Genomic DNA, 12,329 nt, shown 5'->3' on the forward strand with positions numbered 1-12,329 from the left:
AGATGACTAGAGAGCGACCGTTCGCGCTCGATCTCCTTGGGCCCTTCCGGATCATTGGACCGGACGGGCGGCGCATCGAGATCACCAGCAAGAAAGGCATTGCGCTGGTTGCCATGCTCGCCATGGCCAGCGAGGGCGAGCGCACGCGCAGCTGGCTGCAGGACAAGCTGTGGGGCGAGCGGCAGCGCGCGCAGGCGCAAGGCAGCCTGCGCCGCGAGCTGACAGCCCTGCGCCGCTGCCTCAATGTCCTGCCCACGCACCTGCTGATCTGCGAGCACGACCGGGTGAGGCTGGATCTCGGCCTGATCAAGGTCGATGCCCGCACCGCGGCGGCCCACGCCGACGCCGACCGGGGCAGCATGCTGTCCGGCGAATTCCTGGAAGGCTTCGACATCGCCGGCGCCGACGGCTTCGAGGAATGGCTGCGCGAGCAGCGCCGCGCGCTGGAGGTCCAGCGGGCCGGGCTGCCGGCATCGCCATCCGGCCAGCCTCTGCGGGTGATCTCCGCGTCGGCGACCGGCGTTTCGGATACCGAACGCCCCGATCCGGCCGGCGCGGCGGCGGCGACGAGCGGCGGCGAGCGGCCGGCGGCGGCGCTCAGCGTGCCCGACCTGGTAGCGGACTCGGGCGCGCCGCCGTCGCTGGCGGTGCTGCCGTTCGCCAACCTCACAGGCGAGCCGGACAACGACTACCTGGCCGAAGGCATCAGCGAAGACTTGATCGACCGTCTGTCACGCCTGCGCTGGCTGCCGGTGATCGCGCGCAGCTCGAGCTTCCTGTTCGGCGCGGCGAACACCGATCCCCGGGCCTTTGGCCGCAGCCTCGGCGCCAAATATCTGCTCGAAGGGCGCTTGCGGCGCGTCGTCGACAGGTTCTGGTTGTCCATCAGCCTGTCGGATACCGCTACAGGCTACACGCTGTCGTCCCAGCGCATCGAGCTGTCGCTGCCGCATTCCCGCGACACCCTGGACCAGCTTGTCGCCGAGCTGGTGACGCTGCTGGACGCCCGCATCGACTACGCCGAGCAGACCCGGGCGCGCAACCGTCGTCCCGACCGGCCGGACGTCAACGACCTGATCTGGCGCGGCCGCTGGCACCTCAACAAGCTGACGCGCGAGGATGCCGATATCGCACGGCGGCTCTTCGACGACGCCCTTCAGCTTGACCCGAACTCGTCGGAGGCCCTGATCCAGGCGACCACGTGCCTCAACTACGCGATCTGGACGCAGCGTGGATCGGCCAACGAGATCAGCGAGATGCGCCGCCTGGCGCAGCGCGCGATCATCGCCGACCCCGACGACGGCCGCGGCCACATGCAGGCCGGCATCGCGGAAATGTGGCTGCGTCAGCCGGTCCGCGCCCGGGCTCTGCTGCAGCAGGCGATCGCGCTCAACCCCAGCCTGGCGATGGCGCATGCCCAGCTGGGCTGCTGCTACAACCTGGCCGGCGAGCCGGAGCGTGCCATCGCGCCGCTCAAGGCCGCCCTGCGCCTCAGCCCGAACGATGTGCACATCTTCTTCACGTTCGGCGAGCTGGCGGTGGCGCATGGCATGCTGGGCCAATGGCACGAGGCCGCCGAGCATGCCGATCAGTCCGTGGTCCGCCGGCCCGGCTATTGGTATGCCCAGGTCATCAAGATCAACGCGCTGGCGCGGACCGGCAACCCCGCCGCGGCGGCGCTGACGCTCGGCGAGCTGATGGCGGCAAAACCGGACTTTTCCGAGAAGTTCCTGACCTGGCTGCCGTTCGTCGACCGGACCTGGGTCGATGGCCTGATCGACGGTCTGCGGATCGCCTCGAGCAACCGCATCAGCCGATCGAACGATGACGCCAAGGTTGTCCTGGGATAGTTCCCACGTTGATATCCTGTCGCGATTTGCGAGTGGGACATGCCGACATTCAAATACTACGACAAGATCCTCGCGGCGCAGTCGCGCTCCACGCCGCCCGGGCTGCCGAGCGCCTTCGATCTCAAGAAGGGGCTGGGCAGCAGCGGCACCGTCAAGCGCCTGATCTCGGGCGTCGTGAGCCGGCTGATGCCGGTGGTGTTCCGCATCCTGCGCACGGTGTGGCCCGTGCCCCGGATCGGGCGGCTGGTGCTGGTCACGCGCTACGACGATGTGGCCGATGTGCTGGGTCGCCCCGGAGACTTCGAGGTGCCGTACGGCCCGGAGATGATCGAGCTGGCCGGCGGCGCGAACTTCGCGCTCGGCATGGAGGGGGACCCCCACACCGCGCAGAACGCCATCATCCGCCAGGTCCTGCGGCACGATGACGTCCCGGTCATCTGCGCCTACACGCGCTACGTGACCAAGGCGTTGATCGCCGGATCGGGCGGCCGGCTCAACGTCATGCAGGATCTGTTCTCGCGGGTGACCGCCGAGACCTGCGGCCGGTATTTCGGGCTCGACCTCGAGGATCCCGATCTGTTTGCCGATTGCACGCTGGCGCTGTCGGCGCTGCTGTTCGCCGATCCGTTCGGCAAGGAGGCGACGCGGCAGACGGCGCTGGCGGGAGCTGCGCGACTGCACACGGTGATCGACCGTGCGATCAAGCAGGCGCAAGCGCGGGCGCAGACGCACCCGCGGCCCGACGCCGTCGTCGACCGCCTGGTGGCCATCCAGCTCGCATCACCGACGCAGAACGTGCCCAGCGACGGCGAGATCCGGGCGATCCTTGTCGGCCTGGCGACCGGCTTCATCCCGACCACGGGCCTGGCGGCACCCAAGATCCTGCTGGAGCTGCTGCGGCGCCCCGACGCGCTGGCCCAGGCCAAGGAGAAGGCGCGGGCCGGCGACCGCGACGGCCTGCGGAAGATCCTGCTCGAGGCCGGTCGCCTCAACCCGGCCCTGGCGCCGGGTCAATGGCGCTATGCCAAGCAGGACACCACCATCGGCAAGACCAAGGTTCGGGCCAAGTCGGTCCTGATGGTGGCGACCATGTCGGCCCTGCGCGACGGGCGCAAGTTCGAGACGCCGACGCGCTTCCGGACGGACCGGTCGATGCAGCCCGATCTGATGTTCGGATGGGGCGAGCACGCCTGCCTGGGCAAGTACCTCGCCACCGAGCAGATGACCGACATCTTCCAGATCCTGCTGTCGCAGCCTGGCCTGAGGACGGCCCCCGACGCGGGCGGCAAGCTGACCTCGGTCGGTCCGTTCCCGCGCCGGCTCGACATGGTGTTCGACGCTGCGACACCGGCCAGCCAGACCATGGTGGTGGTCTGCGCGCCGGTGGTGCCGGGCATGATCGATCACTGTCGCGATCAGATCCAGGCTCTGGGCAATCCGGCGCGGCCCGAGATCGCCGCGACCCTGACCGACACCGGCCTCGTGCATTTCGCATCGCTATCGGTGATCGACGTCGGCGATGCGCAGGCGCCCAAGCCGCATCTGCTGCTGGAGCTCAATGTCGACGGCTCGCGCGAGGTGGCGCTGGGCAAGGTCGCGGTCCATGCCGGGATATGGCTGGAACCGATCTTCCAGCACGTGCAGGACGGCGGCGGCGTGTCCCTGGGCGAGCTGCTGACGCGCCACGCGCTTAACCTGCAGACCTATCCCTGGGGTGCGATCGGCCTGAACTTCAACGGCACGCCGGACTTCCCTGTCGCCGACATCACCCGGCAGGACAAGCTGGCGGCATTCGCCCGGGATGCGATCAAATCCCATCAACGGGAGCATTTCGAGTTCGGCAGCCGGCCGATCCGGATCGTCGACCACGTGCGCAAGCTGATCCAGCAGGACGACGATCTCGTGCGCAAGGCGACGACCGATCCCGCCCTGCAGGAGCTGCTGGACCGCGGCAACGCGTTCGCCGACTTCCTGCTTCGCCCCAGCGGCCGGCGGCTGGCGCTGTCGGAATGGAAGGAGCGCACGGCGGCCGGGGCCTGGCTCGAATTCGCCACCACCCGTTCGGCATGCCGCGTCTGGGTGCTGGCGCTGGCCGTCGCCGCCATGCTGACCGTGGTCGTCGACTGGTCGCTGGGCTCGAGCCTCGCGTTCGATATCTCCAACCTGCTCGAATCGCCGGTCGCCAGCCTCGGCCGGATCATGCTGGCGCTGGTCGGCGGCATCGTCGCGACCGGCCTCCTGTTCGGAACGATCGTGGCGATCTTCCTCGCCGTGCTGCGCTGGCACGAGACGCGCGACCAGCCCGATGACCAGAACCCGTCTGTGGCCCATCTGCGCCGGATCGCCGTCAACGAGAACCACCCCGGATTCGCGCAGAACCACATCACGGCGGTCACCCACCTCAAGCCGGGCTGGTTCCGCCGGCTCACCACCGCGCTCGCCATGTGGGGCATCGGCAAGCTGGTGACCCACAAGTATCGTCCCGGCTTCGTGGTCAATATCGGCACCATCCACTACGCCAAATGGTTCCGCGTGCCGGGCAGCGAGAAGCTGATCTTCCTGGCCAACTACGACGGCAGCTGGGAGAGCTATCTCGAGGACTTCATCACCAAGGCACACCAGGGGCAGAGCGCGGCCTGGAGCAATGGCGTGGGCTTCCCGCGCACCCGCTTCCTGGTCCTCGACGGTGCCCAGGACGGCGACCGCTTCAAGCGCTGGGTGCGCCGCCAGCAGGTTCCGACCCAGTTCTGGTACAGCCGCTTCCCGCACCTGACCACCGACCAGATCCGCATCAACGCGCTGATCCATGACGGCTTGATGCGCGCCCGCACCGACAGCGCGGCCCAGGCCTGGCTCGACTGCTTCGGCTCGATGCCGCGGCCGGACTACGCCATCGAATCGATGGAAGTCCAGTCCATGGTCTTCCGCGCCCTGAGCGACCTTTCCCACACCGCCTGCGTGGTGCTGCGGCTGCCCGCCGACGTCCAGGACAGCAAGGCATGGCTGCGCGACCTGCTGCCGTCCGGCACGGACCCGAAGCAGTTGCCGGAGTCCGGGATCGAGCCCCTCACCTTCGGCGATCGGCCGCCAGCCCGGGATGCCAGCGGGCACCGGACCGCGACCTTCGTGGCGTTCTCGGCCGCCGGGCTGAAGAAGCTCGGCGTGCCGGAAGCAGGCATGGCGACCTTCCCAGGGCCGTTCGTCACCGGCATGGCCAATCGCAGCCGGGTGCTGGGCGATGTCGGGGCTTCGGCCCCGGACGCCTGGCGCTGGGCCGATGTCACGGCCGCCGACGGCCAGGCGCCGCCGGCGGCGGATGCGGTGCTGTTCATCTATGCCGATTCGGCCGCCAAGCGCGCCCGCACGCTGGAGGCGCACAAGCGCAAGCTGGGCGCCGAAGCATTCATCGACGTGATCCTCACGGAGCCGGTATCGAAGGGCACCGAGTACGAGCATTTCGGCTATCGCGACGGCATCTCGCAGCCGGTGATCCGCGGCACCCAGCGCTTCTCCAAGGGCGCGGTGCCGGCCGACATCGTGGCGCCGGGCGAGCTGATCCTGGGCTACCGCAACAACCAGGATTACTTCCCGCCCACCGTCGCGATGCCGCCGGATTTCGACCCCGGCAACCTGTTGCCGGCGGACAACCAGGCCATCACGTCGCGCTTCCCGCGCTTCCGGGCCCTGCCCACCGACGCGCCGCGCGATTTCGGACGCAACGGCACCTTCATCGCGCTGCGCCAGCTCGAGCAGGATGTCGAAGGCTTCGACAGCTTCATCAAGGCGAAAGCGACCGAGCTTGCGCAATACGCCAACCTGCCCGACCTCGTCGGCGGGCCGATCACGCCCGACTGGGTCGCGGCCAAGATGATGGGCCGGTGGCGCGACGGCACGCCGCTGATCGATCGTCCGGCCGACCAGTCACGGTTCAAGCTCGAGCGCCGGCGCCGCCGCCGCGGCGCCGAGACCGAAGACCAGCCGACGAACGACTTCAACTACGGCATCGAAGACCCGCAGGGCTTCTTCTGTCCGTTCGGCGCCCACACGAGGCGGGCCAACCCGCGCGACAGCCTGCAGCCGGGCGACCCCAAGCAGCTCATCATCACCAACCGCCATCGCCTCCTGCGCCGCGGCCGCAGCTACGTCACCCCCGCCGACGAGCAGAAGCGCGAAGAGAAGGGCCTGCTGTTCGTGGGTGTCTGCGCCGATCTGGAGCGCCAGTTCGAGTTCATCCAGCAATCATGGATCGGCTCGCCCTCGTTCCATGGCCTGAATGACGAGCCGGACCCGATCACGGCACCGGACGTACCCTGTCAGCAGCGCGTCTTCACCATACCCACGCCCGCCGGCGCGGTGGTGCTGAGGGGCATGCAGAGCTTCGTCACCGTGCGTGCCGGCGGCTATTTCTTCATGCCCAGCCATGCCGCCATCCGCTTCATGATCGACCTGTAAGGCTGCCGGCCGGCGCCGGGGGTGCCGGCGACGCATGCATTGCCGTCGGTACGGCCTTGCCGGAGGCGCCTTGCACGCCGTTGCGGGTCGGCCTTAACCTTCCCGGACCGCCCACGCCGATGCGGCACGGGCGGCCATCGGGAGGTCGCACATGGCCACGGCAGTCGCGTCCCCGCGCGCCCACGGCGCCGACACACTCTATGCGGCGCTGGAAGACCGCATCCTGCAGCGCGACCAGGTCGGCGCCAGCCGCATCTACTACGATCTCGTGCGCGCCGGCCGGCCGCTCAACGAGCTGCTGGCGCAGGCGGTACGCATCCACGCGCCCTACACGCACGTGCCGTATCACGAGCGCATCGACGACGGGTACGTCAACTTCGTCAACAACGACCATTGCCTGCTGAGCGCACGCGCCACGCTCAACCTGGCGCGCATGCTGCCGGCGCCGCTCGCCGGCCTGCCGATGGCGCAGACCATCTGGTACATCCCCACCGGGCTCGACATCTGGAACCAGAAGATAGTCAAGGCGCCCGGCCACTACGCGCGCGGCTTCCAGCAGCCGCCCGGGCCGCCGCCGGCGCCGGTCGTCTACTGGCCCGACCAGGAGCCGCTGGCGATCGACGGCAGCCTCGGGGAGCGGCTGGGGCACTGGATGACCCTGGTGCATCGCGGCCACGTGATCGAGGCCTACCGCGTGTTCCTCGGCCTGATGCAGGATCCGGCGCAGCGCCGCGACGTGCTGGCCGAGCTGGTCTTCGCCGGCCTGATCGATGTGCAGGACCGGGCGTTCCAGAACCGCTCCTACACCACCGGCCACAAATCCTTCCGCGCCCGCTCCACGGTCGAGCTGGGCGACGCGATCGGCTGGGAGAACGCGCGCGATATCGTCTATGCCGGCGCGCTGGACATCGCCGTCGGCCCGCGCTGGTACTCGACCTACGAGATGGCCTGCAACGCCGTCACGGTCTACCTCGAAGGCCAGGCGCTGCACGCCGTGCCCTACAGCGGCACGACGGCGCGCGAGCGCGCCATGCTGGCGAGCACGACGCCGCTCGATGCCGACGAGGCGGCCGGCCTGATCGATGCTGTCCTGAACCAGCCCGAGCCGGCGTATATCGAGCGCATCAGCGCCCTGCTGCTGGCCGGCAAGGGGCCGCGGCAGATCCTGGACGTGCTGCAGATCGGCGCCGCGCAGGTGCTGGTGCGCACCCAGGACGACATCAACTTCTCCATCCCGCAGCATTGCGCGGAGTACTGCAGCACGCTGGGCTGGTTCTACGACACCTTCCAGCACAAGCAGCGGCTGAAGCTGCTCTACGTCGCGGCGTCCTTCCTCAACCGCAACGCCTGGCACCAGCGCCACACCGGCGACATGCAGCCCGCCGCCGTGCGGGCGCCGGCCGGCGCCGCCAAGATGGCGGCCGGCGAGGTTCTGGACCGCATCGACGCGGCGATCCTGGCGCTTGACGGTCCCCAGGCGGTCGGCTGGACCCAGGCCTATCTCGACAGCGGCGCCGACCGTGCGCCCCTGATCACGCGCCTTGCCCTGGTCGCCTCGCGGATCGGCAATGACCCGCACAACCAGGAGATCGCGCAGTGCCTGCTCGACGACCATCGCCGCAACCAGGCGCCCGGTCGCGACTGGCTGCTGCTGGCCTGCGCCCAGCACACCGCCCGGCACCGCAAGTACGGCGACTTCCTCGAAGCCGGCCGGCGCTTCGGCGAAGGCCTCGGACTCGCCGGCCTGCAATAGCGTGTTCACCTCTCCCGCATGCGGGAGAGGTCGACGCGCGCGCAGCGCGCGGCGGGTGAGGGCCCCCACACGAGGCGCCTCGTCCTTAGGCCCTCTCCTTCCCATCGCTTCGCGATGGGCCCCTTCCTCTCCCGCAAAGCGGGAGAGGAAGCATGAGACCTACGGCAGCGTGCGGTTCACCTCATCGGCCCAGATCAGGATGCCGAACATCGCGCCGACCACGACCAGCCAGAGGCCCATCATTGCATAGACCCGATGCTGCATCCGCCGCGCATGCCCGCCATAGGCGTCCGCCTCGATGTCGCGGCTCATATCGAGCGCCTCGCGCAGCATGCGGCCCGCATCGGCGGGATGTCGGCTGACGCCTACGTCGTTCTGCCGCCGCATCAGGTCGCGCCCGCCGCGGGTCTTGCGGATGTTGGCGTGATACCACCAGGTGATTGCGATGACCGGCAGCACCAGAACGGCGATGCAGGCCGCAAGATAGAGGTCACGCGTCGCCGGGTCGGCCAGCGCGGCCGGGATGCTGTCCATGCCGCTGCCGCTCACATCTTGCGCTGTGCGGCGTTCCAGTGCCGTTCGAGGTTGGCGATCAGCGCCGGGCTGAAATGGCACAGCGCCTGCTCGCGCGCATAGACCGCGGCATAGCGGCGGAACAGGTCGAGCGGCTCCTGCGAGGCGCGGATGGCGACCCGGTTGCCGCGCGCGCTCACGACGCCGGAGCTGGTCAGCCCTTCGACCACCTCGGCCACCGCGGCGTCGGTCTGGTCCGGCGGCACGATACGATCGATGATCAGCCGGCCTTCGTCGCTGTCGCAGGGCAGGCCGCGCTCGTAGAGGATCGCCTGGCGCGTGATGCGGTCGCCCACGAAGCGCCACATCCGCAGGTTGGCCATGCCGGGGATGATGCCTTCCTTGCGCGCCGGCAGGGTCATGTAGGCGTCGGCGCCGGCGATGTTGTAGTCCATGACGAGCAGGGCCTGGCAGCCGCCGCCGATCGCGAACGTGTCGAGCTGGGCGATCCACAGCTTCTCGTGTGTCTCCCCGGTGACCTCGTCGGGCGAGATCAGCTCGCTGGCGTGGCCGCGCAGCACCTTGTTCACCCAGCCCATGTCGCGGCGCACGTACCAGAGATACGGGATCTTGCCATAGTAGATGTGAGTCAGGTTGATGCCGGCCTGGAAGATGCGGCGGCCCTTGTATTTCGGATGCTCGACGAGGCCGCCGCGCATGACGCAGACCTCGGTCTCGGGATCGAGCAGCGCCAGGTCGACCGCGATCTCCAGCGGGTCCATGGTGACGTCGTCCTCGGCGTTGAGGTAGCGTGGATTCTTCAGCGTGACGTAGGACGCCTTGCCCTTGCGCTCCACCTCGGCATAGGTGAGGTCGACCCGGCCGGCCGCCTGCAGCTCCGCCAGGCGCTCGCGCGCTTCGACACGCGGCAGCAGCATGGCATGGCACAGATGCATGCCGGTATCGGGCCGCGCCAGGATGGCATGGCAGAAGATGCCCTGGTCGATCTCGATGCCGTCCTTCTCGCCCTGCTTGCCCTCCGCCTCGACCGCGATCTCGGCCGGCGTCGGGCACAGGCCCGGCACGAGGCGGGCAGCGGCCACGACCAGCGCCTCGACGCGCACGAAGGTCCGCATGCCATCGGTCAGGGCGCGATAGACGTCGAGCGCATGCGCCGCCATGAAGCGCCGGCGCGTGTCGCGGCCGGCCTGCAGCAGCCGCGCGGCGGCCAGCTGCTCCGCCTCGGAGCGCGACGGCGGCCGCGGCATGCTGGCCAGCAGGTCGCGGCCCAGCTCCCAATAACGGCCATGGGAAACGCGATCGGCGGCGAAGCTGGACAGCGCCGCCGGCCGCGCTGCGATCCAGGCCTGGGCGCGTGTGCCGTCCATCCCGGCGGCCAGCAGCGCCCGCTTGTCCTCCTCGCGCTGCGCCAAATCGGCTTCCATCACCGTCATATAAGGCTCTCCCCGGTCCTGCGCTCGACATGGCGGACTGAACAGGCTGCGGCAAGGCAGGTCAAGCCGGACTGTCACGTGTCCCTCGACAGGCTCGGGACAGCAGCGTGGATATGCCAATTCTGATGGCCGCGCCGCGGCAAGGACCTGCGCCCGGACATGCTAAGGTGCCACCCGCCCTGTCACCGGACCCGAGAGATGAGCAGCGACCTGCCCCTTCCCGCCTACGCCGATATCGAAGCCGCCGCCCAGCGCATCGAAGCCGCCACGATCCGCACGCCGCTGCTGGAGAACCCCAGGGTCAACGACCGGCTCGGCGGCCGCCTGCTGATCAAGGCCGAGCCCCTGCAGCGCACCGGCTCGTTCAAGTTCCGCGGCGCCTACAACTTCATCAGCCAGCTCAGCCCGGATCAGCGCCGCGCCGGCATCGTCGCCTGGTCGTCCGGCAACCACGCCCAGGGCGTCGCCGAGGCGGCGCGGCTGCTGGGCACGCCGGCCACCATCGTGATGCCCATCGATGCGCCGGCGATCAAGGTCGCCAACACGCGGGCCAGCGGCGCCCACGTCGTGACCTACGACCGCATCAAGGATGATCGCGAGGCCATCGCGCGCGGGCTGGCCGAGCGCGAGGGCAGGACGGCCATCCCGCCCTACGACCATCCCTGGATCATCGCAGGCCAAGGCACGATCGGACCCGAGATCGTCGATCAGGCGCAGTCCGCCGGCGCCAGCCTGGACGCCGTCATCGCGCCGTGCAGCGGCGGCGGGCTGTCGAGCGGCATCGCCACGGCGGTGAAGGCCATCAGCCCCGGGACGCAGTGCTTCGCCGCCGAGCCGGCCGGCTTCGATGATCTGGCACGCTCGCTGGCCACCGGCACGATCCAGCGCAACGAGCGCCTCGTCGGCTCCTTTTGCGACGCGCTGCTGGCCCCCTGCCCCGGCAACTACACCTTCGCCCTGGCGCGCAAGAACCTGGACGGCAGCCTGGTGGCGACCGATGACGAGGTCGCCGGCGCCATGGAGCTGGCGTTCCGCGAGTTCAAGTTGGTGGTCGAGCCGGGCGGTGCCGTCGGGCTGGCCTGCGTCCTCAACGGCGCGCTGCCCATCCAGGGCCGCACCGTGTGCGTGGTGTGCTCCGGCGGCAATGTCGACGGCGAGGTGTTCCGCGCCGCGCTGGCCACGGCCGCGCGCCGGACGGCCTGACCATGACGGCGCCGACGACGTCCGGCCATTCGTCCGCGTCGCCGGGCCTGGCGGTGCTCGATGAGGAGGACCGCAACCGGCGCCGGGCCGAGTGGCGCACCATCGCCGGCATCGTGACGGTCGTCGCCGTCGCCAGCTTCGCGTTCGGCTGGACCGGGGCCGACGACAATGATGCCGGCGGCCATTGGCTGAGCGGCCTGCAGGGCATCGTCAACTCGTTGCTGGCATCGGTGCCGGTGATCTGGCTGGAGCTCGCCGGCGCCCGCTCGCGTCTCGTGCAGCGGATGCGGCAGTGGCCGTTCTGGGCGTTCTTCCTGGCCAAGCTGGCGGCCTATGTCGCCTTCTTCGTGGCCACGATCCAGCTGACGCGGCTGCTGTTTCATCCCATCAATCCGCAGTCGTTCGGCTTCGACGCGCGGTTCTTCGAGATCCTGCTGTTCGCCGGCGCCATGTCGTTGATCGCCAATGTCGCGATCGAGATCGGCCGCCTCGTCGGCTTCCGCGAGCTGCGCCGCCTGCTGACCGGCCGCTATGCGCGGCCGCGACAGGAGCGGCGGGTGTTCCTGATGGTCGACATGAAGGCCTCGACCGCTGCCGCCGAGCGGCTGGGCGACCTGCAATTCCATCAGATCCTGAACATGTTCTTCAACGACATCGCCGGTGCCGCCTACGACCATGGCGCCGAGATCCACAAATATATCGGCGACGAGGTGATCCTGACCTGGACCGAGGCCAAGGCCCTGCGCGGCGCACGCTGCGCGCTCTGCCCGTTCGGCATCGCGCGCCGCATCGAGCGCCATGCCGATGCCTATCGGGCGCGCTTCGGCTTCGTGCCGTCGTTTCGCGCCGCGCTGCATGCCGGCGACATCGTCAGCGGTGAAATGGGCACGATGAAACGTGAGATCGCCTTCATCGGCGACACGCTCAACACCACGGCCCGCCTGGTCGACGTAGCGCGCGACAGTGGCCACGACATCGTCGTATCGGGTGATCTCGCCGGCCATCTGCGGCTGCCGCCCGGCCTGCGCGTCGTCCCGTTGCAGGCGGCGCAGCTGCGCGGCAAGCAGCGGCCGCTGCCGATCGCCGCGCTCGAGCTGGCATAGG

General features: G+C 69.4%; 7 protein-coding genes. 5 read left to right on the forward strand and 2 right to left on the reverse strand.

What is annotated here, in order from left to right; genetic code table 11:
* The first annotated feature begins 2 nt into the window (after positions 1-2).
* The 3 genes from FHP25_RS00355 to FHP25_RS00365 all read left to right on the forward strand — a co-directional run bounded on the left by FHP25_RS00355 (position 3) and on the right by FHP25_RS00365 (position 8,055).
* Positions 3-1,850 (forward strand): tetratricopeptide repeat protein, encoded by a 1,848-nt coding sequence (locus FHP25_RS00355; protein WP_147844889.1) that lies wholly within the window; start codon positions 3-5, stop codon positions 1,848-1,850.
* A gap of 39 nt (positions 1,851-1,889) precedes the next feature.
* Positions 1,890-6,302, forward strand: coding sequence for a cytochrome P450 (locus FHP25_RS00360; RefSeq protein WP_147844890.1), 4,413 nt, complete (start codon positions 1,890-1,892; stop codon positions 6,300-6,302).
* Between the two features lie 151 nt (positions 6,303-6,453).
* On the forward strand, positions 6,454-8,055 hold the full coding sequence (locus FHP25_RS00365) for a hypothetical protein (protein ID WP_147844891.1): 1,602 nt from the start codon (positions 6,454-6,456) through the stop codon (positions 8,053-8,055).
* A 159-nt stretch (positions 8,056-8,214) separates the two neighbouring features.
* On the opposite strand, the gene FHP25_RS00370 is transcribed toward FHP25_RS00365, so the two are convergent.
* Together FHP25_RS00370 and FHP25_RS00375 are read right to left on the reverse strand one after the other, a co-directional pair.
* On the reverse strand, positions 8,215-8,589 hold the full coding sequence (locus FHP25_RS00370) for a hypothetical protein (RefSeq protein ID WP_147844892.1): 375 nt from the start codon (positions 8,587-8,589) through the stop codon (positions 8,215-8,217).
* An 11-nt stretch (positions 8,590-8,600) separates the two neighbouring features.
* Positions 8,601-10,022, reverse strand: a complete 1,422-nt coding sequence (locus tag FHP25_RS00375; protein ID WP_147844893.1) for an enoyl-CoA hydratase/isomerase family protein — start codon at positions 10,020-10,022, stop codon at positions 8,601-8,603.
* Positions 10,023-10,220: 198 nt separating this feature from the next.
* Here FHP25_RS00375 and FHP25_RS00380 point away from each other — a divergent pair, with 198 nt between their 5' ends.
* On the forward strand, positions 10,221-11,225 hold the full coding sequence (locus FHP25_RS00380; protein WP_147844894.1) for a threonine/serine dehydratase: 1,005 nt from the start codon (positions 10,221-10,223) through the stop codon (positions 11,223-11,225).
* A 2-nt stretch (positions 11,226-11,227) separates the two neighbouring features.
* On the forward strand, positions 11,228-12,328 hold the full coding sequence (locus FHP25_RS00385; protein ID WP_147844895.1) for an adenylate/guanylate cyclase domain-containing protein: 1,101 nt from the start codon (positions 11,228-11,230) through the stop codon (positions 12,326-12,328).
* Position 12,329: the final 1 nt, after the last annotated feature.

It is taken from the genome of Vineibacter terrae (assembly GCF_008039615.1).
Lineage (GTDB): Bacteria > Pseudomonadota > Alphaproteobacteria > Reyranellales > Reyranellaceae > Vineibacter > Vineibacter terrae.

Coding starts and splice junctions, on each gene's coding strand:
- FHP25_RS00355 (WP_147844889.1), top strand. CDS start 3: ATGACTAGAGAGCGACCGTTCGCGCTCGATCTCCTTGGGCCCTTCCGG.
- FHP25_RS00360 (WP_147844890.1), top strand. CDS start 1,890: ATGCCGACATTCAAATACTACGACAAGATCCTCGCGGCGCAGTCGCGC.
- FHP25_RS00365 (WP_147844891.1), top strand. CDS start 6,454: ATGGCCACGGCAGTCGCGTCCCCGCGCGCCCACGGCGCCGACACACTC.
- FHP25_RS00370 (WP_147844892.1), bottom strand. CDS start 8,589: ATGGACAGCATCCCGGCCGCGCTGGCCGACCCGGCGACGCGTGACCTC.
- FHP25_RS00375 (WP_147844893.1), bottom strand. CDS start 10,022: ATGACGGTGATGGAAGCCGATTTGGCGCAGCGCGAGGAGGACAAGCGG.
- FHP25_RS00380 (WP_147844894.1), top strand. CDS start 10,221: ATGAGCAGCGACCTGCCCCTTCCCGCCTACGCCGATATCGAAGCCGCC.
- FHP25_RS00385 (WP_147844895.1), top strand. CDS start 11,228: ATGACGGCGCCGACGACGTCCGGCCATTCGTCCGCGTCGCCGGGCCTG.